This window comes from Variovorax sp. CCNWLW225, from assembly GCF_037204045.1.
Lineage (GTDB): Bacteria > Pseudomonadota > Gammaproteobacteria > Burkholderiales > Burkholderiaceae_C > Variovorax.
Genome location: NZ_JBBCBV010000004.1, coordinates 353,618 through 377,479, shown reverse-complemented (window position 1 = coordinate 377,479; position 23,862 = coordinate 353,618). Strand labels below are relative to the sequence as shown.

Here is a 23,862-nt window from a genome sequence, read left to right as displayed (position 1 = left end):
TGGGCCATGGCATCGAGCAACTTCTGGTTTCTCCTCATCCCTCTGGCCGCGCTGGTCGTGGTGGTAGCCGGCGGGCTTGGCATCCTCAAGCTGCAAAAGGCAGCGAATGCCAAGGCAGCAGGCACCGATCGGGCGGCCCATGTGTTGCGGGTCGGACTGCCGACCACCGGCAAGGTGCTGGACAGCACCGATACCAGGACACGCATCGATCGCATCTACATACTCACGCGCCTGCGCCTGCATGTCGATGCAGTGGGAGAGGTGCCGGATTTCGAGACGGAGCTCACTGTGCCCCTGTCGCCCGTGAAGATGCCGCAGTTCGCACCAGGCCGCATGGTGCGGATCAAGGTGGATCCGGCCACGCGCGACATCGCCATCGACGAGCCGAGGCAATGAAGAACCCGCGGTTCCTGCTTGCCGCCGAGGCATTGCCAAAGGGCCGCAGCACGCCATGAAAACGGTCAAGCCCTTTCGGCTCAGCGCTTTGACGCGTCCCTACCGTTGGCAGGGCCGAGATACGCTGGGCGTTTCAGTGCTTGGGCTTGTCAGTCTGGAAGCACAACCGATGCTGCTGCCCGAGCAGGAGCTCTGGCAGTTGGCGGCCGAGGAGATCGGGCCCGGCAACGTATTGGATCTCGGGGTTCCAAAGCTGGTGCCTGAAATGCTCGTGAGCGGCCACGCGTACACCGCTCACCAGCAGGAAAAGACAATCTGCGCCGTCAAGGTCCGGTTGGCCGAAAGGGAGAAGGCGCTGACTGTGTCCGGCGACCGTTTCTGGCTCGACGGCCGCGCCACTGCGCCGCAGCCGTTCGACAGCATGCGGCTCGACTGGGCGCATGCGTACGGCGGCCCCGATGTTCCAGAGAACCCATACGGCATGGGCCGGGTCGACGAAATCGTCAATGACGTGCCGGTGCGCCGCATGCCCAATGTGGAGGCGCCGGATGCACGCGTGGCCTCTCGCGGCCAGCACGTCCGCCCCGCCAGCATGGGCGCGATACCGCCCGATTGGCCGCAGCGCATGCGGCTGCTGGGCACAGCCTACGGAACGCAGTGGCTGCAGGAGCAATACCCCGGTTTCGCCGATGACATGGACTGGCGATTCTTCAACGCTGCGCCGCCCGACCAGCGTTGGCCCGATGCGAGCGAACTGCCGGCGGGCGCCGGCTATGAAATCTGGAATATGCACCCCACCGAGCCGGTGCTGCGTGGCGCCTTGCCGCGCTGGCGGGCGCGGTGTTTCGCGAGCTGGCGGAAAGACGGCGGCGACTTGCAGGAAGCGCCGCTGCGGCTGACCACCGCATGGTTCTTCCCCCATGTGCGGCGCGCAATCCTGATCTGGCACGGGAGCTTCGCGATTGCCGAGGACGATGCCGCGGATGTGAAGCACCTGATGCCCGCGCTCGAACTGGAGTCGGACCCGAGGCCCGTTGCACACTACGAAGAGGTGCTGCGGCTGCGCCTGAATCCCGAGACGGCGATTCACGCGGTGCGCGACAGCGACCTCGTACCCAAGGCGATCATGGGGGCATGGGCGGCGGACCAGATGCCCGATGTGTCGAATCGCCCAATGGTGCGCAATCAGCGCGCCGGCCAGCTTCGCGACTACGAGAGACAGCGCGCAAAGCTAGAAAGCGAAGGGCTCGACCCCTCGAAGTTCCTGCCGCCGCCGGTACAGATCGAAGGCACGCTGCAGCTGGAGGATCTGCCGGAATACAGTGCCCGGGTCGAGCAGGAGATTTCACAGGCGCGCGATGAGCTCAAGGCTCGCAGCGAAAAGGCGATGGCGGAATCGGGCATGGAAGGCTCGGATCTCACCGATGCGACGGGCCGCCGCCGATTTGATCCTGACCAGATGATCGAAGAGTTGGCCCGGCTCGAGGAATTCGGGCGTCAGGGCCGACCTGAAAGCGCGCTGGAGGCTGACCAGGCAGCGCTGGCGCGCGAGCGCATGGCATCGCAGATTCGCCAGGGACATCTCTATACGGCGCATCTGCTCGATCCGGCCCCGGCAATGACCACCTTCCGCGCTGCCAAGCTGCGCCGGCGCCTGGGCGCGGCCGAACCGGGGCAGCGGCGGTTTGCAGGCGCGAACCTCACAGGCGCCGATCTGTCGGACATGGATTTGAGCGGCTCCGACTTCTCGGGCGCAAATCTCGAGGATGCCAATCTTGCCGGTGCGCGCCTGGATGGATGCGACTTCACGCGGGCCGTGCTCGCACGCGCCAGGCTGGAACGCGCAACGCTCACCAACGCGCGGCTCGACTACGCAAACCTGGGTGGCGCGCAATGCGACGGCGCCAACTTCAGCGGTGCGAGCTTGCGCCATGCGAACTGCCACAAGACTGCTTTTCGCGCCTGCGTGCTGGCCGACGTGGACTTCGAGACGACGAATACCCATGAAAGCGCCTGGCAGCAATGCGACTTGCGGCGTTCCCGCTGGCAGCAGGTCGCAATGATGAAGATGATGCTGGAAGATGTCTCGTTCGACGACGCGCAGTTTCGACAGATGGGCTGGATCGAATGCACGCTGAAGGGCGTGTCCTTTGCACGGGCTGCCATGAACAGCTGCGGCTTTGTCGCAATCAGCGGGTCGGAGGGCCTGGACTTCACGGCCGCCACGCTCGCTGCCTGCAGCTTTTCGAGCGACAGCACGCTGGCCGGCGCGGTATTGCGCGATGCGACTTTCAAGCACTGCGGTCTGCGTGGTGTCACGCTGGCGGGCGCGGATCTGAGCGGCGCGCGACTCGAGGGATGCGATTTGTCGAACTGCGATCTGCGCCACGCGCGTCTCGATCGGTTGGAAGCCGGTGAAAGCCTCTTCGTGCGTGCAGACTTCTCGGGAGCCTCGCTGGCCGGCGCAAACCTCATCGATGCCAATCTGTCCAAGGCGGATCTGCGCATGGCGGATTTCCACAACGCGAATCTCTTTCGCGCGGACGTGTCGCAAGCCATGATCGATGGTTCGACTCTGCTCGGCAATGCCTATACCCAGAATGCCAAGGTGTGGCCCGCCCGGCGCACCGAGACGACTCGATGACGCGTGACGAACTGATGGACAACATTCGCCATGGTGTGGCTGTGACCGATCTGGACTGCAGAGGCTGGGACCTGCGCGGGCTCGATCTTTCGGGGGCGGTGTTGGAGCGCGTGGATTTCACCGACGCACAGCTCGCAGGCTGCAGCCTGGAAGACGGCATGCTGTCCAACTGCGCTTTCGTGCGCAGCGATCTGAGCCATGCGCGGCTCAAGGATGCGCGGTTTTTCCGAAGCCGCCTCGAGGCCGCGCGTTTCGATCACGCGCTGGTGCAGGACGCCTCTTTCATGGAGTCGGCCCTTGACGAGGCCATATTTGCAGACGCACGCCTGGAGCGGGTCGCGTTCTTCAAATGCCGCATGTTGCAGATGAACCTGCAAACACAGCTGTGCGACCGCGTCACGGTGGGCGAATCCCAGGTGGACCGGATGGACTGCTCGGGCGCCTCTCTCACATTTGCGACCTTCTTCCGGATTGATCTTCGCCAGGTGGCGTTGAGCAGCGCGCGATGCGATAGCACGACGTTCATGGAGTGCGAGCTGACGGACCAGCGCTTCGCGGGGCAGGAGTTCGTGCTCTGCCAGTTCACCGACAGCCGCATGGACGGCGTGGATTTCAGCGGTGCAGTGCTTACCCAGAGCAATTTCAAGGGCGCGTTGCTTCGCAAGGCAAACTTCTCCGGCGCCGATGCGTGCAACACCCTTTTTCCCGAAGCCGACATGAGCGGCGCGAACTGCAGCGGCGGGCGCTTCGACCAATCCATCTGGATCGACGCCAGAGTCGAAGGCGTCGACTTCGGTGCAGCCCGGTTGCCTTTGAGCGTCTTTCATCGTGCACGGTGTACCGATGCGAATTTCCGGGAGGCCGAGCTGCAGGATGCCGACTTTTCCTACGCGGAGCTTTTGAATGCCGACATGCGCGGCGCGCACTTTCTTCGCACGCGCTTTCACCGCGCGTTGCAGCAGGGAACTCGTTTCTCGGGGCGCGGCGGCATCATCGAGAACGATCCGGACCTGTTCAAAGCCCAGGCATGGAGCGATGCCCATTGAAGCGCAGCTCCGTATGCAACCCACATCGAAAAGGAAATAGATCATGAATGTCGTTTCACTGCGTGCAGCCATGAATGACTCGACTCCGGTCCATTTCATGGGGCGGCTCTCCGCGCTGATGCCAGACGGGCGGATCGCCGTCGAAGACGAGCAGGGCGCGGTCCGGCTTTGCCGTCGCGCTGCGAGCTGCCTGCTCAGGCCCGGTGTCGGAGACCTTGTGCTGGTGTCCGGGCCGGACAGCACCAGGGCCTACGTGATCGCGGTGATCGAACAGGCCGACGGGACGGTGAGCCACATCGACTCAGCCGGGGAGCTGAAGCTGGGCGGCGGAGCTGGCGTATCCATCGAGAGTGCCGGTGACGTCCGCATCCGCAGCGGTGCCACGCTGGACATGAAGGGCCTTCACTGGGGATTGCGAGCGGACAAGGCGCGCTGCCATGTGGACGAGATGCGCTATACGAGCCAGGAGGTCGATGCGACGGTGGGGCGTTTCCGCCTGGTCGGGAAGGTGTTCGAAGTAGTGGCCGATCGAATCGTTCAGATGGCGCGCAATGCGCTGCGGCTGGTCGACGAGGTCGACCAGGTTCGCGTCGGCCATCTGGACTGCAAGGCAACCGAGACGGTACGGATTCATGGAACCCACACCGTGGTAACAGGCAAGGACCTCGTCAAGGTCGATGCCGCGCAAATCCACATGGGCTGACAAGGGGGATCAAGCGATGTTTGCAAATTGCCAGCTGATGGGAATGGACCTGGCCTTTCCCGACGTGTGCAGGACACCGGTTCCCATTCCGTTTCCGAACATGGCCCTGGGGCCCATGGCCATACCCAATGCCTGGAACATCCTCTTCATGGCGATGCCGGCCCACAACATGGCAACCACCACGCCTATTACCTTGGGCGACCAACCTGGGGTGCTGGGAGGCGTGGTGTCGCAGACCTTCATGCAGCAGTCTCGCCATGTCACCGGCGCATTCACCGTGCTCCTCAAGGGAACGCCCGCCACGCGTGTGACCAGTCTCACGCTGCAAAACCGGTGCAACATGGTCGGCATGCGAATCGTGCCGAGCCAGTTCAAGGTGCTGATCCTCGCGCCCTGACTGGTCACCCTAGGCGGCAGCGCGCACCGTCGCCGTCCCAGCCAGCGTCACCTGCTGCGGAAACCCCACCCACACGGCCAGCGCCGAGTAGTTGTCGCGCGATTCGTCGGCCTTGGCTTCGGCCGCGCGCCGCAGCAGTGCGAGCCACTCTTCGGCGCTGTCGGCGAGCTGCAGCGAGCGTTCCATCACTTGCTGCGAAATAAGCTGCCACAACCCGTCCGTGCACAGCAGGAATGCATCGCCGTCGGCGAGCCGCTGCGGCGTCGACACAGTGGTTTCCGCCGTCGCCCTTGCGCCGAGCGCGCGGTACAGCAAATTGGTTTTCACCAGCCGCTCGCCGCCATTGGCTCCGTTGCCCAGCGCAGCCTCGCCGGAGCGCTCCGACAGGCTGTGGTCTTCGGTGCGCTGCATCAGCGCGCCGCGGCGAAACCAGTAGAGGCGGCTGTCGCCCACGTGGGCCCAGCAGGCCTGGCCGCTGGTGCGGTCGACGAAGAGCGAGACGATGGTCGCGCTCATCTTGCTCTGGTCGGCAAGCTCCCGCTGCTTGGCAAGGATGGCGTCGTTGGCGGCTTTTACCGCGTGCTGGATGTCTTCTTTTTCGACCGACGGGTTGTCGACGAAGGTGTTGAGCGCGGTGTCGACCGCAATGCGCGCGGCCAGCTCGCCGCCCGCGTTGCCGCCCACGCCGTCGCTCACGACGAAGCAGGCGTTGTATTCGTCGAGGTGATAGCCGATGGCGTCCTGGTTGCCGCTGCGTTCGCCCACGCAGGAGAACTGCGAGGTGGAAATTGGAACCGCGAAAGCACGGGTGGTTTCAAGCACGGCGTGCCTCCTTCAGTCGTTCCATTTCCTTGTCGTAGGCCTGCTGGAAGGCGCGGCCGAAGACGGCCTGGAAATCATCCTCGACCGCCGCCGTGGTTTCCGCATGCAGCTTTTGAAGCTGGCGCCACAGGCGCGCCTCGCGGCCACCGGGCAGCAGCTTTTCGCCAAGGCCGCCGTCGTGCGGCGTGGCGTCGTTCAGTGCGGTGGGGTCGAAGCGCTTGAGCACGGTGAGCAGCGCGGCGCGCATGCCAGCCACCATGCCGAGCTGGTGCGACTGCAGGTCGCCGAGCGCGTCGTGCACGGCGGCTTCGGGCGACAGGAAGCCGGGCATGCGGGCGCCGAACATCTGCATGAGCACGGCGCGGCCGTTGGGAAGAATCTTGAACGGGTTGTTTTCCTCGTCGACGATCATCGTGATCTCGGCACGCACTTCGCGCTTGAGCATGGCGCGCGACGAGAGCAGCTCGATGGTGCCGTCGGTGAACGCGCGCATGAGCCGGCCGAGTCGCCGCATGGCTTCGGCGTCCAGCGGCTGCTGGCCGGCGACGTCCGGGACGCCGGCGCCTTCGAGAAAGGCCCTGAAGAGATCGTCCGACGAGGATGACGGCGATGTGGGCGCTGCCAGCGGCGCAGCTGCGGTGGCCACCGGCGAGGGGACAGCCAGCGGGGGAGCGACAGGCTGGGGCGGCGGCATCGTCGCTGGCTCAGGCGGTGCGGCAGGTTTCGATGCCGATACTGCTGGTGCTGGTGGCGGTGGCGGTGGCGGTGGCGGCGTCTCCACCGGCACTGCAGCCACCTCCGCTTTCTTCGGCTTCGCGGCAGGCGGCGGATCGAAGGCCACCGGGTTCGGCGGCCTGAACTGCGCGGACACTTCGCGCGCATGGTTCGAATGGCTGTGTCCTTGCGGCGCGGCGACCGGCCTGGCCAGCAGGTCGAGTGCGGGATGCACCTCGCGCAGCGGGTCTTCTTGGGTCAGCGCGGTCGGGCGCGGATCGGAAAGCGGCGAGGGCGCGTTGCTGTCGGCGGCAAAGAAAGAGAGCGGGTCCACGCCGCGCTTCAGCGCCACGTCGGACATGTCGGTGGCCGCGTGGGGATTCAGTTCGGAGAGTGGATCGACCGGGTTCCGGCGCGCCTGCGAAGGCAGCTCGAAAGGTTCGTGCGCCATGGGGTCGGGCATGGGCTCGGGCGCAGTCTTTTCGCGGCGCGGCGCATTGGCGAGGATGGCGTCCCAGTCAGCCGCGGAGGGAATCTGCGAGGCGCTCGTGCGAGCACTCACCGGCGATGGCGATGGCGGCGGCACCGGTGCAAGCGGTGAAGCAAACGCAGGTGCGGCAGCAGGCATCGCCGGCAACGGCGCGGCCACAGGAGCCTCAGCGCGCGGCGGTGGCGGCGGTGGTGATGTGGGCGGCGGCATTGCCACAGTGACAGGTTGTGCATCGCCGATGGGCAGTGCGCCCGCGCCGAACAGGTCGGAGAACACGTCGGAAACCGGCGCCGCCGGCAGCAGCGAATCCATGGGCGCCTGCGCCATTGCACTGGGCGCGGGGACATCGCGCATCGGCGCGGCGGGTGGAGATGGCATGGGCACCGCGGCCGCGACAGGTGCGACTGCGGCCGTGCGATGGCCGCTTGCCGCTTCGAGCACGTAGCTCCCGATGGTCACGCGGTCGCCATCGGCCACTGGCGATTCTTCCTCGTGCTGCAGCGTGCGTCCGTTCACGCTGATGGGCAGCACCGCGCTCATGTTGCGAAGCACCTCGACGCCCTGTTCGTCGAAGCGCACGGTGGCCTGCAGGCGCGAGATCTGCCGCTGCTCGTCGGGCAGCACCAGGTGGTTGTCGGGGCTGCGCCCGATGGTTCCGCCCGGCGCAGCGAGCAAGGCCGAAGGCCCTGATGTCACCGGCTTGCCGGCATGTTCGATCACCGTCCAACGCATGGCATCTCCGTGTTCATGTCGAGCTGCGGTGTGCTGCCGCTCAAAGCGCTCCAGGCGCTCAACGCTTCATCCGCTTGGCAGCCTCGAACGCGGGGCCCCACACCGGGTGCTTGCGTTCGGCAACGCTCAGGTCGAAGTTGGGAAAAGCATCAAGCAACTTGCGGAACTGCGTGCGGCATTCAGGCACCTGGTTGGCCACGCAGTAGCTGAACGCCTCGAGCTTCATCGCGTCGAGCCGCGTGCCGGGCTCCGCCGCGTCGAACACCGAGACGCCGCCGCTCTTCAGCGTGGTCACGGCCTTGGCATAGTCGCCTTCGTCATACGCCTGCTGCGCGCGTTCGAGCGTGGTGCGCGCCACTTGCTGGCTCAGGCGTTCGGGTTGCGGCGGTTCGGGCGGAGGCGTGGTGGTGCAACCGGCAGCGACAAATAAGGTGAGCGCCAAAGCAGGCAGACATGACTTCAATCTTCTCTCCAACCTTGCGAAAGGCAATGAAAGGCAATGCTTGATAAGACTCGCGATGTTGCACGAGATATGCGACTCCGTTCGTGCGCACGACTTCGATAATATAGGCCGCGAACCATTGAGGGAGATCCCATGCATCGACGAACCTTGCTTCAAGGCGCACTTGCAACCGCACCGTTGTTTGGTGGCCTCAGTGGATGCGCCTCGACTGCGAAGTCATTGCCCACACCCTATGCAGTCACCATTCGCATCGACGATGGCGTCAACCCCGACGGACGCGGCCAGCCGGCGCCGATTCTCGTCAAAGTCTTCGAACTGAAATCTTCCGGTAACTTTGAGACGGCAGACTACTTTGCACTACAGGACCGTGACCGCGAAACGCTTCTGACAGAGCTCGTGAACGCCGACCAGGCCATCATGCGCAGCGGCGAAGAGCGTGTCTTCAAGCGCGAAGCGGGGCTCGACTCGCGTGCCATCGGCATCATTGCCGGCTACCGCAAGCTGGAGGCTTCGCGCTGGCGAATCGTCTTGCCGCTCAAGGAGCCGAAGCAAACCAATCTCTACAAGGTGTGGCAGTTTTCGCCGAGCGAGCAAAGCGTGCGCGTCGCCATTCGCAAGACGGGCATCGAGTTACTACCAAGTCGTTAATTTCTCTGCTTTGTAGCTAAAAAGTGCGAGCAATTCGCACGAGAAATTCGGTGCAAAACGTAAGAAGCGCCGTGTAGCATCAGAGAAAAATAATGATCAATCGGGAGGACGTCAGCAAGCGCCTCCCGCTTCAGTGTGGGCACTCCCCAGGAGGTTCTTTGGTGACAGTTCGCAATCCGGGCGCTGGCAGGCAGGGCGCCCACCCGCAGGCGTTGGCGAATCGTGTGGTGTGGTCCGAAGGCATGTACCTGCGGCCCCAGCACTTCCAGCAGCTGGAGCGCTATGTCGAGCAGTACGTCACTCGCCGCACGGCGGGCCTGCAAGGCGCCTATTGGGGATGGCTTCACCTGGACATCGACCGCGACGCCTATGCGCTCGGCCGCGTGTCATTGCTTGGCGGTGCCGGCGTGCTGCCCGATGGCACGCCGTTCTCGTTCGGCGCCGAAGATGCGCCGCTGCCTTATGAAGTGCCGAGCGACCTGACCGATGAACTCATCGTGCTCGCATTGCCGCTGCGGCGCACCGGCAGTGAAGAAGTCATCTTTTCCGAAGACGAAGGTTCTGCCGCGCGCTTCGGCGTGATCGAGCGCGAGGTGGCCGACGGCAACGCCGTGGCGCTCGGCCCCGCGGTGCTGCAGCTCGCAAAGCCGCGCCTTCGCCTGGCGCGCGCATCGTCGTTGTCGGCGGAGTGGCAGGCCATTGGCGCGGTGCGCGTGATAGAGCGCCGCACCGACCACAAGCTGGTGGTCGATGCCAACTACATTCCGCCGGTGCTCGATGCCTCGGCCCACGCCATGCTGCGCAGCATGATCGCCGAGCTGCATGGCCTGCTCACGCAGCGCTCCGAAGCCTTGGCATCGCGCCTTTCGCAGCCCGGCCGCGGCGGCGTGAGCGAGGTGTCCGACTTTCTTTTGCTCGAGCTGGTCAACCGCTATCTCGCGACCACATGGCATGCACAGCAGGCGGTGCAGGTGCACCCCGAGCAGCTGTTCACCGATTGGCTCAAGCTGGCGTGCCACCTGGCCACGCACACATCGCCCACGCGGCGCCCCGTGGTGTGGCCGGTGTACGACCACGACAACCTCAACGAAAGCATCCGGCCGCTGATGGAAGAGCTGCGGCGCTCGCTCTCGGCGGTGCTCGAGCAGAGCGCCATCGCCATCGAGCTCGAAGAGCGCAGCCACGGCGTGCGCGTGGGCCGCATGCCCGACCCGGTGCTGGTGCGCAACGCGGGCTTCGTGCTCGCGGTGCATGCGGACCTGCCCGCCGATGCCATCCAGCAGCGCTTTCCCACGCAGGTCAAGATCGGTTCGGTCGAGCGCATTCGCGACTTGGTGCAGCTGCAGCTGCCCGGCGTCACGGTGCGGCCGCTGCCGGTGGCGCCGCGGCAGATTCCATACAACGCGGGCTACCACTACTTCGAGCTCGACAAGACCGGCGACATGTGGCGCCAGCTCGAAAAATCGGGCGGCGTTGCAATGCACCTGGCCGGCGACTTTCCAGGCTTGGCCATGGAGTTCTGGGCCATTCGTCCGTGAGGGACCCTATGAACGGTGTCAACGACATGGCTGTCGGTCCGGGTGGCTTCGTGCCTCCGAACCCGGGCGGCGGCAACAACGGCAATAGCGGCCACGGTGGCGGCATTGGCAATGGGGACGCAGCGGGCATGTCCCCGGCATCGCGCGGCCTCGGCCAGCAGCCCCAGTCATTCACCGCATGGCACGACGCGCGGCGTCCGCATGCGGGCGACACGGCGCTCGCGGGCAACAACCCGCTCGTCGCGGCGGCCAACCCGCTGCTCGACCTGATTCCACAGATTCGCGCCACGGGCCACCACGACGCGCCCGCGCAACTGCGCGAGCACTTGGTCGACGAAGTCAGGCGCTTCGAAACACGCGCGCAGCAAAGCGGCATTGCGCCCGAGGTGATCATCGGTGCGCGCTACTGCCTGTGCACCGCGGTCGACGAGGCGGCCGCGCTCACGCCGTGGGGCGGCAGCATCTGGTCGTCGCAAAGCCTGCTCGTGATGTTCCACAACGAGACCTGGGGCGGCGAAAAGTTCTTCCAGTTGCTGTCGCGCCTGGTGCAGAACCCCCAGCAGCATCTGCAGCTCATCGAGCTCATCTACTTCTGCCTGGCCATGGGCTTCGAAGGGCGTTTCCGCGTCATCGACAACGGGCGCACGCAGCTTGAAACGCTCAAACAGCGCCTGCTGCAGATCATTCGGCAGACGCGCGGAGAAATTGCCGTGCCGCTGTCTCCGCACTGGCAGGACGCAAGCGCGCCGGTGCGCCGCACGCGCAACTGGCTGCCGCTGTGGGCCGTGGGCGCCGTGGCGGCAGTGCTGCTGGTGCTGGTGTTCGGTGTGCTCACCTTCAGCCTGGCCGGCCGCTCCGACGGTGCGTTCTCGGCCGTGAACGCGGTGCGCCTGCCGCAGACCGCGCGTGCTGTCGCCTTGCCGGCGCCGCAGCCGCGCCTGCAGCGTTTTCTCGAACCCGAGATCCGCGACGGTTTGCTGACCGTGCGCGACGAGGCCGACCGCAGCGTGGTGGTGCTGCGCGGCGACGGCCTGTTCGCATCGGGCTCCGACCGCGTGCTCGACCGTTATGCGCCCGTGCTCGCACGCGTGGCCGATGCGCTCAATTCGGTGGAAGGCAATGTGCTGATCAGCGGCTTCAGCGATGACCAGCCGATTCGCAGCGTTCGCTTTCCGTCCAACTGGCAGCTCTCGCAGGCGCGTGCCGATGCCGTCAAGAAGATGATTGCCACGCGTGTCACGCGGCCCGAGCGCCTGCGCGCCGAAGGCCGGGGCGATGCCGACCCGCTGGTACCCAACGACTCACCCGCCAACCGTGCGCGCAACCGGCGTGTGGAAGTGACGCTGCTCGTGGCGCCCGTGGCAGGCGGTGCCAACGCCACAGCGCCGCAGGGAGGAGCCCGCTGATGCTGCGCGCGATTTTCCGTTTTCTCGTGAGCCGCGACCTGTGGGTCTTTTTCGGTCTGCTGGCTGTCGCGTTCCTGATCTGGGTCATCGGCCCCGTCATTGCGGTGGGCCGCTACCGGCCGTTCGAAAGCGAGTTCGTCCGCATCGTGGTCATCGCGCTGATGTTCACGATCTGGATTGCGCGGGTGCTCTACCGCAAGTGGCGCGAGCGGCGGCTCAACGCGCAACTGCTCAACCAGCTGCGCACCCCCACCGCGAAAGAAAAGGCTGCCAAGCCCGAAGACGCACCCGAGATCAAGGAGCTGCAAAGCGGCTTCACCGATGCCACGGCCATACTGAAGAACATGCGCTTCGGCTCGGGTGCCGAAGGCAAGGCCGCGGGCCGCTTTGCCGTGTTCGACCGGCAGTACCTGTACCAGCTGCCCTGGTACATCTTCATCGGTGCGCCGGGCTCGGGCAAGACCACCGCGCTGGTCAACTCCGACCTCGACTTTCCGCTGGCCGACCAGCTCGGCAAGGCCGCGGTGCGCGGCATTGGCGGCACGCGCAACTGCGACTGGTGGTTCACCAACGAGGCGGTGCTCATCGACACCGCCGGGCGCTACACCACGCACGAGAGCAACCGCGAAACCGACGAGAGCGAGTGGAAGGGCTTTCTCGACCTGCTGAAGAAGTTCAGGCCGCGCCAGCCGATCAACGGCGCGATTCTCACCATCAGCATTGCCGACCTGCCCCTGGCCGACGACGCACAGCGCGCGCGCCACGCCATGGCGCTGCGCAAGCGGCTGCTCGAACTGCGCAACGACCTGGGCATCAACTTTCCGGTGTACGTGCTGGTTACCAAGACCGACTTGCTGGCTGGCTTCAACGAGTACTTCGGCTCGCTGGGCCGGGCCGAGCGCTCGCAGGTGTGGGGCTTTACCTTCCCCATCGATGCCAACCCGGCGGACCCGGCCAAAGCCGACCTGCGCGAACGCTTCCACCAGGAATACAAGCTGCTCCACCAGCGCCTGGACGAGCGCCTGCCCGAGTTGCTGGCGGCCGAGCCCGACCAGATGCGCCGCGCGCAGGCCTATCTGCTGCCGCAGCAGTTCGCAAGCTTCGAGGACATCCTGGGCACCTTCCTGGCCGACGTGTTCAACCCGTCCAAGTTCGAAGTGGCGCCGATGCTGCGGGGCGTGTACTTCACCAGCGGCACGCAGGAGGGCACGGCCTTCGACCGCGTGATGGGCGCCATCAAGCGCTACCTGCAGGTCAACGCGCCGCCGGCGCCGCCGCCGGGGCCGGGCAAGAGCTACTTTTTGAAGGAGCTGCTGCAGCAGGTGATCTTCCGCGACGCGGGCGTGGCCGGCACCAACCTGAGCTGGTATCGGCGCAAGCGGGCCATCGACCTGGCCGGCTACAGCCTCATCGGCGTGCTGCTGGTGGTGTTGCTGGGCGCCTGCGTGAACAGCTGGCGCAACAACAGCGACTACGTGGCCGAGGTCGACAACAACGCGAAGGCCTTCAACAAGGCCGCGGCCCGCGGCGAGCTGCCGACGGTGGTCGATTCGAACAGCGACATCGCCAGCTCGCTGCTGGTGCTCGACCGGTTGCGCGACCTGCCCAAGTCGAGCCGGTTCGACATCGGCGATCCGCCGGTGAGCTACCGCTTCGGCCTTTACCAGGGCGACAAGCTGCAGGCCGCAACCGATGGCGTCTACCAGCGCGCGCTCGAAAGCGTGCTGCTGCCGCAGGCGGCCCAGCGCGTGGAGCAGGCGCTGCGCGAAGCCTCGAAGACCGATGCCGAATACAGCTACGAGGCGCTCAAGGCCTACCTCATGCTGTATGACGCCGAGCGCTATGACGCCGATTTTCTGCAGGCCTGGCTGCTCACCGACGTCGACCGCAAGATCGGCGCTGCCCTCACGCGCGAGCAGCGCGCCAATCTCGAGACGCATCTGCAGGCGCTGTTCGCGGGGCGCGTGGTGACATCGCCCTTTGCCAAGGACGACCGGCTCGTGATCGAGACGCGCGACCGCCTGGCCGGCGTGCCGCTGGCGCAGCGATCCTATGCGCGGCTGCGGCGCATCCTGCTGCAGACCAGCCCGCCCAACGCGTTCAGCATTGCGGAGGCGGCGGGGGCCGAGTCGGCGCTGGTCATCAAGCGCGCAAGCGGCAAGCCGCTGACCGACGGCATCCCGACGCTGTTCACCTACCGCGGCTACTGGGACATCTTCGACAAGCGCATGGCGGAAACCACGCTTGCGCTCGAGCAGGAAGACCGCTGGGTGCTGCAGATCCGCGCACCGGGCATGACCGACATCACGTCGCGCGAGCTGCTGCTGCGCGAGGTGCGCCGGCTGTATCTCACCGACTACATCCGCATCTGGGACGAGTACCTGGCCGACGTCCGCCTGGCCGACAGCCGCTCGCTGCTGCAGAGCATCCAGATGACGCGCGTGCTCTCGACCTCGGAGTCGCCGATGTCGCGCCTCATTCGCGGCGCAGCGCGCGAGACCGACCTGCTGCGCAACCACGACGAAGCTGCGCGCAGCCTGCTCGACCAGGCGCAGAACCGCGTGGCCAGCACGCGCGAGCGCATCGAGCAGCTCATTGGCCAGCCCGACGGCAGCCAGCGCCGCAACACCGCGCCGGACCGGCCCGAGTCGCTGGTGGACAACCACTTTGCGCCGCTGCGCCGCATGGTGACCGCGCCCAAGGCCGGCGGGCAGGCGCCCATCGACGCCACCGCGGCGCTCATCAACGAGCTCTACACCTTCCTTACCGCCACCGACACCGCCTTGCGCAGCGGCAACATTCCGCCCTCGGGCGACGCGGTCACCAAGGTGCAGGCGGAGGCGGGCCGCCTGCCGGTGCCGTTCCAGGGCATGCTGAACGATCTCTCGGCCACCGCGTCGTCCAAGGCCGCGGCCGTGACGCGGCAGAACATCGGTCAGAGCGCGGCGGCCACCATCGGCCAGTTCTGCAACCAGGCCATTGCGGGGCGCTATCCGTTTTCGCGCGGCTCCAACCGCGATGTGGCGGCCGGCGACTTCGCGCAGCTGTTTTCGCCGGGCGGCATGATGGACGACTTCTTCCAGAAGAACCTCGCCTCGCAGGTCGATACGTCTGTCAACCCATGGGCCTTCAAGAAGGGCGTGGACGGCAGCTCGCCGGGGCGCTCGTCGTATCTCGACTCGTTCCAGAAGGCGCAGGCGATCCGCGATGTGTTCTTTACCGGCATGGCCGGCGGCCGCACGCCGTCGTTCACCATCGACATCCGGCCCGAGGACATGGACGCCGCGCTCACCCAGTTCACGCTCGACATCGACGGGCAGACGGTGCGCTATGCACATGGCCCGCAGGCGCCCAGCACTGTGAAGTGGCCCGGCCCGCGCAACAGCAACCAGGTGCGGCTGCAGGTGACCACCGCCAACGGCACGCCGGCCGGCGGCATCGTGACCGAAGGGCCGTGGGCGCTGCACCGGCTTTTCGACAAGGCCTCGGTTTCGGCCGGCCGGTCGCCCGAGTCGTTCAATGCGACCTTCGACATGCAGGGCAAGAAGGTGGTGCTGGCGGTGACCGCGAACAGCGTCTACAACCCGCTGCGGCTGAGCCAGATGAGCGGCTTCTCATGCCCGGGAAAGTCGTGAGATGAACAGCGGCTTTCCTTCGCCGCACGCGTGGGTGCCGGCCGACGAGCAGATCGGCTGGTACGGCAAGCTGCCCGCGGCGGGCGACTTTCTTTATCGGCGCATGCCGCGCGAGCTGCAGGCCTGGTGGGACCGCTGGATGCAGAACGGCCTTGGTTCCTTCAAGCGCTGGCCCGACGCCATGACGCGGCACTACGTTGTCGCGCCAGTGTGGAACTTTGCGATTCCGGCCACCCAGGGCGTGGACGCGGTGCAGTTCGGCTGCATTGCGCCAAGCTGCGACCGGGTGGGGCGCTACTACCCCGTGTGCGTGACGGTGCAGGTGGCGGCGTCGAGCTATCGGCCTTCCATGCTCGAAGGCTCGGCCGCCTGGTACTGGCAGTGCGGCACTGCCTTGCTGCAGGCCATTCGCCACAGCGTGGCGCCCGACCAGTTCGACCAGCAGGTGCTGGCTGCCGCACATGGCGGGTTCCAGACCGCGAGCGGCGGCTCGGACGACATCCTGTCGATCCTCGGGCCCGCGGCCGGCGGCGCCGGCGCGGCGGCGCAGCAGCGGCTGGGCTGGCCCGAGCTTCCGCTGTGCTTCGATGCCTTCGGAAGCACCAGCTACTGGTGGACCAACCAGGCGGATGGCTCGCCGCTGCGCACCGCCGCGCATGGCGGGGGCCTGAACACGCCATTGTTTTCGAAGTTGTTTTCACAGGGGCATGTGCCATGGGCATGAGTAATGAGACCCCCGCCGCGGGAGGAGATGCATGACGACCAACGCCAGCAGCAGCGCGCCGGCCGATCCACAGGAGCGGCCGCATCCGCTGGGCACGGGCCACAGGCTGGACGAGTTCGAGCTGCTCGAAGTGATCGGCGAAGGCGGCTTCGGCATCGTCTACCGCGCCTACGACCACTCGCTGCAGCGCGAGGTGGCCATCAAGGAATACATGCCTTCGATGCTCGCGCGCCGCGTGGGCGACGACAGCGTGCATGTGCGTTCCGACCGGCTCACCGCCACCTTCCAGGCGGGACTGCGCAGCTTTATCAACGAGGCGCGTACCCTCGCGCAGTTCAGCCATCCGGCGCTGGTGCGGGTGCATCGCTTCTGGGAGGCGAACAGCACCGCCTACATGGCCATCCAGTTGTATCGCGGCCGCACGCTGCGCCGCCTGGCCGAGGAAGAGCCGTCGAAGATCACCGAGGCCTGGCTGCTCGGCATGCTGGGGCCGCTGCTCGGCGCGCTCGAAACGCTGCATCGCAGCCAGTGCTTTCACCGCGACATCGCGCCCGACAACATCTTCATCCAGCAGGACGACCTGCCGGTGCTGCTCGACTTCGGCGCGGCGCGCAAGTCGATTGCCGACCTGGTCGACGAAGTGGCGGTGATGGTGAAGTCGGGCTATTCGCCCATCGAGCAGTACGCCGACGACAACACGTTGCTGCAGGGCGCGTGGACCGATCTTTATGCGCTGGGCGCCGTGCTGTACCGCGCGGTCACGGGGAATCCGCCGCCTTCGGCCGTGGTGCGCAGCGTGCAGGACGCGTATGTGCCGCTGTCTTCGCTCGGCCGCAGCGACCTGAGCCCGGCGTTCTGCGCCGCGGTCGATCACACGCTGGCGGTGCACAGCAAGGACCGCACGCAAACAGTGGCGGCGTTCGCGGCCGAGCTGGGCCTGGCCAAGCTCGGCGACACCTATGTGAGCGGGCTGGCGGCGCCAACAGTCATTGTTCCTCCACCTGCCAAGGCCGCGCCTGCGGTGGTGCCGCAGCCGCAAAGGGCCGCGCCCGCACCGGCACCCGCCGTTGTGAAGGAGACCGCTGCATTGGCCGGCACGGTACGCGCCGAAGCCGCCTCGCCGGAACCGGTCAAGCCCAAGCCACCGCAGCCCGAGGCCAGCCCGGAGCGGGCTCCCGTGCCCCCACCCAAGGCCGCCGCACCGCGCGAAACCGCCCCCGCGCGCGGGGCAACGGCCGCTGCCAAGCCGCCGTCTTCGCCCGCCAGGAAATCGTCGCAGCCGCCATGGAAGCTGGTCGGCGTGCTGGTGATCGCACTGGTGGCCGTGGGCGGCTGGATCGGCCTGCACCTGAGTTCCGGCCGGCAGGAAACATCGACCGCCATGGTGCCGGTGCCGCCGCCTTCGGGGCCGATGTCTGCCGACGCACCCCCTCCGGCCGTGCCGACAGGCGAAAGCGCGCCGGGTGGCAACGTGGCGACCGCACCTGGTGGCGCCGCGCCGCCCGCGCCGGCGGCCAGTGCGCCGGCCGGTTCGCTGACGCCGCTGGACAACGTGCCGGTGATTGCGCCCGTGCCTGCGGCGCCTCCCACGGCGGCCGTGCCGCCCACGGCCACCACACCGGCTACACCGACCACGCCGCCGGAGCCCGCTCTTGCCACCTCCGAAGTCGAAGACTGGAACCTGGCCCAGGCCGAGAACACGCGCGAAGGCTACGAGGCTTACCTGCGCCGGTACCGCCGCGGCCTACATGCACGGGAGGCGCGCAACGCCATCGCCGAGCTGAACCGGCTCTCGCCCACCATCCCCGCAGCCCCCGGCACCACGCCGACCAACGCGGTTCCCACCGTGGTGGCCGGTGGCGCCACGCCGCCTGCCCCGCCGGCCGCTCCGCCCGGCAACGGGCGCGTGGTGCTCAACATTCGTCCGTGGGGCCAGGTGTTCGTCGACGGTGCCGACCGCGGCGTGAGCCCGCCGCTCAAGTCACTGTCGCTGCGGCCAGGCATCTACAACATCGAAGTGCGCAACGGCGACCTCGATGTGTACCGGCAGCGCGTGACGGTGCAGGACAGCCGCTCGGCGCCTGTGGTCAGCCACGAGTTCAAGTAGCAGGCGTGCCCGGCACGCGGCGCCAGCGCTGCGCGCCGACCAGTGCCAGCACCGCGATGACGCTGGCCGCCAGCAGCACCCAGAGGCCCAGCGTGTAGCCGGTGCCCGGCTGCCACAGCACGCCGAGCATCAGCGGCGCCAGGGCGCGGGCGATGGCGCTCGGCAGCCCCAATGCACCGTTGAGCGTGGCGACGTGATCGCGGTTCACGTATTGCGCAATCGCGGTGCCCTTCACGATGGTGAGCATGCCGTTGCCCATGCCGTAGAAAAACACGAACAGCAGCGCCGCGCCCGGATGGCCCGCGCCCGCAAGCAATGCGAGCAGGCCGAGCGGAATCAGGCAGGGAATCAGCCGGTTCGCCAGATGCAGGTCGAAGTGGTGCTCGAAGAAATAAAGTAACGCGCGCCCCAGCACCTGCACCAGCCCGATGCTCGCGGGCACGGCAATGGCCCACGATTCGCTAAGCCCCGCGCCGCGCAGCAGGCTCACCATGTGCGGCGGCAACGCGGCCGTGACCGCCATCAGCAACACGGTGAAAACGCCCACCAGCAGGAACGGGGCGGTGCGCATGTAGTGGCTGGCGGGCGCAACGGCCGCGGCTTCGCCTGCGCGGGGCCGCCCGGCTTTCGAACCCGCCGCGGGAGCGGGCGCATGCCGCAGCACCCGCGCATGCAGCGGCGCGCAAATGAAAAGGTGAATGGCCGCGAGCACCCACAAGGCATGGCGCCAGCCGAGCTCCGCTATGAGCCAGGCCACGAGCGGAATGAACACAGTGCTCGCCAGCCCGCCGAGAAAAGTCAGCGTGATGATCGCGCGGCGAAAGTCATGCGGAAAGCGCCGCGTGACGATGGAGAACGCAGGGCTGTAGAGCGTGGCCGCCAGCCCCGCGCCGAGCAGCGTCCAGGCCGCGTAGAAGCCCAGGGCGCTGTGCACCATGCTCTGGAGCAGTAGGCCGGCCACGATGACCAGCGAGCCGCCCGTCATCACCGCCCGCTCATGGCCGCGGTCGATCCAGCGGCCCACCGGCCATGCCAGTGCGCCTTCGGCCAGCAGCGCAAGGCTGAACGCCAGCGACGACTGCGCCCGGCTCAATCCCAGCTCGCGCTCGACCGGCTCCATCAGCAGCGCGAAGCCATAGAAGACGCTGCCCCAGGTGATGAGCTGGCCGAGCGAAAGCCAGCCCACCATGCGGCGGTTGTAGAGCGTGGGGGCGGGTGGGTTCACTGCCTGTCAATTTCGCAAACCCCGACGGTACTGCACCGCCTCCGCCACGTGGGGGAGGATCACGGATTCGGAGCCGGGCACCTTGTCATGCACGGGCCGTAACCAGCCTGAAGTCTGGCCAATGCGGATCGCGAGAAACAGCTGGACCAGATGAGGGGCCTCAGGTTCGCAATTGCCGAACGTCAGGATCCGCGTGTCGCATTACGGCGCTCTTGTGCGCCCGCATCCGGGGCGCGTCCTATCGAGGAGATAGCTTGTGCGCCGCTTTCCGGAATCAAAGATCCTGTCGTCGCTTGCACGCTTTGCGACCAATCCACGCATCTCTGAATGCAGGCTCGAGCGGTAAAAGCGTTGATGAGCCTGCGGTTATTTCCGAAACCGTCAGCGCACACTGCATGCCTAGAACTCGCCCATTCAGCACGTATTGCGCACCTGCCGTCGTCGCATGAAATGAAGCAGACACATTGCACGTCATCACCCCGGAATCACGGGCGTAGCCGATGAGGATGTCCTTGTTTATCGGGATCTTGTACCTGACCTCACTGCGCTCTTGAGTGGCTGGCTCGGGTTTGACGAAGTTGCCGCAGCCTTGTTCGTTCGCGATTGCGAAATTCAATGTCGTGGAGCCGACGCTTCCTGGCCGCCAACTCGTGATTCTTGAAGGGACAACCAGTGTCGCGAATGGTTGTCCATCTTCGACAGGTACGTATGGTGCGAACGACGCGCAGCCACCCACCAAAGCGGCCATCACGGTGGTCAAGACTTGTTTCAAGCGATCTCCGCTAAGCAGTTGCATTCCATTTACACAATCGATTGTGGCGAATCATTATTGGGATCAGTTTTTCAACCCCCGACGGTACTGCACAGCCTCCGCCACATGCACAGCCTGCACCGATTCGGCGCCGGCCAGTCGGCGACCGTGCGCGCCACCTTGAGCGCGCGGTGCGTGCTGCGCGCCGACCAGCCGAGCTTGGCTGCGGCGTTGACCATGAACTTGCGCGCGGCCTCGTCCAGCGCGGCGTGCTGGTCGATGGCGCCGGCCTGCAGTGCCTGGTTCGGGCTGCCTTGGCGCTGCACCGCAAAGTTGCGCGCGGCGACCACGCGGGCGCGGATGCTGCCGGTCGCCTCGCCGGCCGGCGCACCGAGCAGTTGGTGCGCCGACACCGCGGGCACTTCGATGTGCAGGTCGATGCGATCGAGCAGCGGGCCGCTGAGCTTGCTCTGGTAGCGCGAAACCTGGTCTGGCGTGCAGCGGCAGGCTTTCAGTGCCGAACCCTGGTAGCCGCAAGGGCAGGGGTTCATGGCCGCAATGAGCTGGAAGCGCGCGGGAAACTCGGCGCGCCGGGCGGCCCGCGCAATGGTGATGGTGCCGGTTTCGAGCGGCTCGCGCAGCGCCTCGAGGGCGGACCTTGCGAACTCCGGAAACTCGTCGAGAAAGAGAACGCCGTGGTGCGCCTGCGAGATTTCGCCCGGTGGGCACCGTCACAAATAGCCGAAATTCTCGTCACAGTTAGCCGCAATTTTTGACTTTACCGGATGCGCCGACCGGTAGGTAGTCGGCCGGCCGCGCGCTTGATTCATCTCTCCGTAGAGCAGCTCATTTTCTGTTGATTGCCGCCGAAAATTGACCCGGCTAACGCACTAATTTCCGTCTAAGACTGACCCACGTAAAACTCTACCCTGCTCATTTTTAAGGCAGGGGATCCTAGGAGTGATAGACGTGGCGACATTGAGTGTCATCAGACGCTGGGCCCTGCGCGAGCAGATGTCCATCCGCGAGATTGCAAGGCGTACAGGCCTGTCTCGCAACACCGTAAAGAAGTACCTGCGAGCGGGCGACGAAGCGCCGCGCTACGCCAAGCGGGCGAGCTCGAGCAAGTTCGACCCCTATGCCGACAAGCTCGCGACCTGGCTCGCGATCGAGGCCACCAAATCGCGGAAACAGCGGCGCAATCTGCGGCAGATCCACACAATGCCACATTCTGGAGACCGGAAACGACAGCTTCCGGTTCAAAACCAGTTCCGCAAAGCCTCAATCTAAAAAGGAGAACATCAAGCACTTATCCACATCGTGAGGCCTTCGGGCTCACAAAGCGGGTGGGTCAGTATTCGATGGAAATCTCGGGTCAGAGTTCGGTGGAATCAAACAGGGAGGCTAAGCTATTGATTTAGTTCGTTTTGGCCTGCGTTTATTTATGACGCTGCCCACCCGGTCGCGGAGGGGAGCCGCCGCCCACCAGCGCCACCGCGCTTGACGTGTGGTGCGGCGCAGAAGTCGGCCGGCTCATCCAACGCTCGGTCGAGAAGCTGCCGCCCAGGCTGGCCACGGCGGCGGTCTCCAGCGCCTCGTCGATGCTCATCGGCGGCAGCAGCCCGGCAAAGCGCTGCGCCAGCATCGACTTGCCCGAGCCCGGCTCGCCGACCATGAGCAGGCTGTGCCCGCCGGCGGCGGCAATTTCGAGCGCGCGCTTGGCGCTCGCATGGCCTTTTACGTCGGACAGGTCGGCATACAGGGGCGCGGCCCCGGCCGCAGCGGCGTGGATGCGGGCCCAGCCGTCCGCGCCGGGCGGCCCGGCTGGCTCGGCCTGCTGTGCGGCGGCGTCTGCCGGCATGAAGCGCTGCACCACATCCAGCAGGTGCCTGGCGCCGTACACCTCGCCGCCGGGCACCAGGGCCGCTTCTTTTGCGCTTTCGGTAGGCAGCACCAGCCGTGTCGCGATGCCACGGGTGTGCAGTGCAAGCGCCATGGCCAGCGCGCCGCGCACGGGCCGAAGCTCGCCTGAAAGGGAAAGCTCGCCGGCAAATTCATGCCCCGCGAGGCCGGCGGCCTGGATCTGCCCGCTGGCGGCCAGGATGCCGAGCGCAATGGGCAGGTCGAACCGGCCGGAGTCCTTGGGCAGGTCTGCCGGCGCCAGGTTGACTGTGATCCGTTTGTTATTCGGAAACTCGAGGCCGGCGTTCTGGATGGCCGAGCGCACGCGTTCGCGCGCTTCCTTGACTTCGGTTTCGGCCAGCCCGACCAGCGTAAAACTGGGCAGGCCGTTCGCCAGATGCACCTCGACCGTGACACTGGCCGCTTCCAGCCCAAGCAAAGCGCGGCTTTGCACCAAAGACAAGCTCATTCTTATTACTCTCCCCATTATGGTGCGCCCGTTTTTGGTCGGGCTTGTGCACCGCGGCGCCCGGAAGGGCGTCGCACCTGAACACTCTTGTAACTTTTCAAGCAGATTGCGGATGACGGGGCCGCCGCCTCTCGGCTGGAAGAACGAGCACTTTGGCACGCTCCCTGCTATGAGACGGTGTCCCCCAACTATCCAACCAACTCCGAGGAGTCTCGATGATGCACCGTAAATTCGCCCAGGCAGTGGCCGTGGCCGGCCTTGCAGTCCTGCCGATGCTGGCGAGCGCCCAGCTCTCGGGGAATGTGGCCCTGACCAGCAACTACAAGTTCCGCGGCCAGGACCAGGACATGATCGGGAACAACGACTACGCCAAGACCAAGGGCTTCAAGCCCGCCATCCAGGGCGGCTTCGACTACGCCTTCGGCGAAAGCGGCTTCTATGTGGGCAACTGGAACTCCAGCGTCAACTGGCTCCAGGGCAACAGCATCGAGAGCGACCTCTACGGCGGCTATAAGTTCAAGGCCGGCCCGTTCGACCTGGACGTGGGCGCGCTGACCTACATCTACCCGGGCAACTCCATCGGCAACACCACCGAGCTGTACGGCGCGGGCACCTGGGCCGACGAAGCCATCGGCTCGTTCACCCTGAAGTACTCGCACACGGTCTCCAAGGACTACTTCGGCTACGCCGGCTACAAGTCGGGCTCGGGCCTGAAGGGCCGCAACACCGGCTACCTGAACCTGGCCTACAGCAAGGAAATCGTGCCCAAGCTCACGCTGAAGGCGGCCGTGGGCTACACGCACATGTCTAGCGACATCCGCAGCCTGGGCTACAAGAGCTACGTGGACTACAACGTGGGCGTGTCGTATGACTTCGGCAACGGCCTGGCACTGGCCGGCTCGGTGCAGGGCGCCAACAAGAAGAGCTCTTACCTCGCGCTGAGCAACCCGGGCGTGGACTTCGGCTTCGGCCCGATCGGCGAGCAGTACTACTCGCCCAACAAGGCGCGCTTCATCGTTACGCTCAGCAAGACCCTGTAAGCAGGCACAA

Annotated in this window: 17 protein-coding genes and 3 pseudogenes; 13 read left to right on the top strand and 7 right to left on the bottom strand. The window is 66.1% G+C overall.

What is annotated here, in order from left to right; all coding sequences use genetic code 11:
* The first annotated feature begins 6 nt into the window (after window positions 1-6).
* The 5 genes from V9L20_RS11315 to V9L20_RS11295 are packed head-to-tail and all read left to right on the top strand — an operon-like array spanning window position 7 to window position 5,186.
* On the top strand, window positions 7-396 hold the full coding sequence (locus V9L20_RS11315; RefSeq protein ID WP_337296657.1) for a hypothetical protein: 390 nt from the start codon (window positions 7-9) through the stop codon (window positions 394-396).
* Window positions 397-451: 55 nt separating this feature from the next.
* Window positions 452-3,040: a DUF2169 family type VI secretion system accessory protein gene (locus V9L20_RS11310; RefSeq protein ID WP_337296656.1), complete on the top strand. Its 2,589-nt coding sequence runs from the start codon at window positions 452-454 to the stop codon at window positions 3,038-3,040.
* On the top strand, window positions 3,037-4,086 hold the full coding sequence (locus tag V9L20_RS11305; protein ID WP_337296655.1) for a pentapeptide repeat-containing protein: 1,050 nt from the start codon (window positions 3,037-3,039) through the stop codon (window positions 4,084-4,086). The genes V9L20_RS11310 and V9L20_RS11305 overlap by 4 nt, the downstream gene beginning before the upstream one ends.
* Before the next feature lie 43 nt (window positions 4,087-4,129).
* Window positions 4,130-4,789 (top strand): DUF3540 domain-containing protein, encoded by a 660-nt coding sequence (locus V9L20_RS11300; RefSeq protein ID WP_258503389.1) that lies wholly within the window; start codon window positions 4,130-4,132, stop codon window positions 4,787-4,789.
* A gap of 16 nt (window positions 4,790-4,805) precedes the next feature.
* A complete protein-coding gene (locus V9L20_RS11295; protein ID WP_258503390.1) occupies window positions 4,806-5,186 on the top strand; it encodes a DUF4150 domain-containing protein in 381 nt (126 codons plus the stop codon).
* 9 nt (window positions 5,187-5,195) lie between these two features.
* On the opposite strand, the gene V9L20_RS11290 is transcribed toward V9L20_RS11295, so the two are convergent.
* Genes V9L20_RS11290 through V9L20_RS11280 form a run of 3 tightly spaced genes read right to left on the bottom strand, consistent with a single transcriptional unit; the run spans window position 5,196 to window position 8,407 of the window.
* Window positions 5,196-6,008 (bottom strand): PP2C family protein-serine/threonine phosphatase, encoded by an 813-nt coding sequence (locus tag V9L20_RS11290; protein WP_337296654.1) that lies wholly within the window; start codon window positions 6,006-6,008, stop codon window positions 5,196-5,198.
* Entirely contained in the window at window positions 6,001-7,944 is a 1,944-nt protein-coding gene (gene tagH, locus V9L20_RS11285; protein ID WP_337296653.1) for a type VI secretion system-associated FHA domain protein TagH, read from the bottom strand. Before tagH ends, V9L20_RS11290 begins: the two co-directional genes overlap by 8 nt.
* A 58-nt stretch (window positions 7,945-8,002) precedes the next feature.
* Window positions 8,003-8,407 carry a TssQ family T6SS-associated lipoprotein gene (locus V9L20_RS11280; protein ID WP_337296652.1) on the bottom strand — a complete coding sequence of 135 codons (405 nt, stop codon included), beginning with the start codon at window positions 8,405-8,407 and terminating at the stop codon, window positions 8,003-8,005.
* 132 nt (window positions 8,408-8,539) lie between these two features.
* Here V9L20_RS11280 and tssJ point away from each other — a divergent pair, with 132 nt between their 5' ends.
* The 6 genes from tssJ to V9L20_RS11250 all read left to right on the top strand — a co-directional run bounded on the left by tssJ (window position 8,540) and on the right by V9L20_RS11250 (window position 18,465).
* Window positions 8,540-9,055, top strand: a complete 516-nt coding sequence (gene tssJ, locus V9L20_RS11275) for a type VI secretion system lipoprotein TssJ (protein WP_258503396.1) — start codon at window positions 8,540-8,542, stop codon at window positions 9,053-9,055.
* Window positions 9,056-9,213: 158 nt separating this feature from the next.
* Window positions 9,214-10,593 carry a type VI secretion system baseplate subunit TssK gene (gene tssK, locus V9L20_RS11270; protein WP_157611342.1) on the top strand — a complete coding sequence of 460 codons (1,380 nt, stop codon included), beginning with the start codon at window positions 9,214-9,216 and terminating at the stop codon, window positions 10,591-10,593.
* Window positions 10,594-10,601: 8 nt separating this feature from the next.
* On the top strand, window positions 10,602-11,999 hold the full coding sequence (locus V9L20_RS11265) for a DotU family type VI secretion system protein (RefSeq protein ID WP_337296651.1): 1,398 nt from the start codon (window positions 10,602-10,604) through the stop codon (window positions 11,997-11,999).
* Window positions 11,999-15,634 (top strand): type VI secretion system membrane subunit TssM, encoded by a 3,636-nt coding sequence (gene tssM / locus V9L20_RS11260; protein ID WP_337296650.1) that lies wholly within the window; start codon window positions 11,999-12,001, stop codon window positions 15,632-15,634. Before V9L20_RS11265 ends, tssM begins: the two co-directional genes overlap by 1 nt.
* A gap of 1 nt (window position 15,635) precedes the next feature.
* On the top strand, window positions 15,636-16,358 hold the full coding sequence (tagF, locus tag V9L20_RS11255; RefSeq protein WP_337296649.1) for a type VI secretion system-associated protein TagF: 723 nt from the start codon (window positions 15,636-15,638) through the stop codon (window positions 16,356-16,358).
* 31 nt (window positions 16,359-16,389) lie between these two features.
* A complete protein-coding gene (locus tag V9L20_RS11250; protein ID WP_337296648.1) occupies window positions 16,390-18,465 on the top strand; it encodes a serine/threonine protein kinase in 2,076 nt (691 codons plus the stop codon).
* Here V9L20_RS11250 and V9L20_RS11245 read toward each other — a convergent pair.
* From V9L20_RS11245 to V9L20_RS11235, 3 genes and pseudogenes are all read right to left on the bottom strand, one after another.
* Window positions 18,458-19,690 carry an MFS transporter gene (locus V9L20_RS11245; protein WP_337296647.1) on the bottom strand — a complete coding sequence of 411 codons (1,233 nt, stop codon included), beginning with the start codon at window positions 19,688-19,690 and terminating at the stop codon, window positions 18,458-18,460. The genes V9L20_RS11250 and V9L20_RS11245 overlap by 8 nt on opposite strands.
* A 274-nt stretch (window positions 19,691-19,964) precedes the next feature.
* Entirely contained in the window at window positions 19,965-20,462 is a 498-nt protein-coding gene (locus V9L20_RS11240; RefSeq protein ID WP_337296646.1) for a hypothetical protein, read from the bottom strand.
* A gap of 63 nt (window positions 20,463-20,525) precedes the next feature.
* Window positions 20,526-21,163: pseudogene (locus V9L20_RS11235) on the bottom strand (ATP-binding protein); the annotation flags it as partial.
* 238 nt (window positions 21,164-21,401) lie between these two features.
* Between V9L20_RS11235 and V9L20_RS11230 the strand changes: the two are divergent.
* Window positions 21,402-21,659: pseudogene (locus V9L20_RS11230) on the top strand (helix-turn-helix domain-containing protein); the annotation flags it as partial.
* A 238-nt stretch (window positions 21,660-21,897) separates the two neighbouring features.
* Here V9L20_RS11230 and V9L20_RS11220 read toward each other — a convergent pair.
* Window positions 21,898-22,812 (bottom strand): annotated as a pseudogene (locus tag V9L20_RS11220) (YifB family Mg chelatase-like AAA ATPase); the annotation flags it as partial.
* Window positions 22,813-23,027: 215 nt separating this feature from the next.
* Between V9L20_RS11220 and V9L20_RS11215 the strand changes: the two are divergent.
* Window positions 23,028-23,852 (top strand): TorF family putative porin, encoded by an 825-nt coding sequence (locus V9L20_RS11215; RefSeq protein WP_258503407.1) that lies wholly within the window; start codon window positions 23,028-23,030, stop codon window positions 23,850-23,852.
* The last annotated feature ends 10 nt before the right edge of the window (window positions 23,853-23,862 follow it).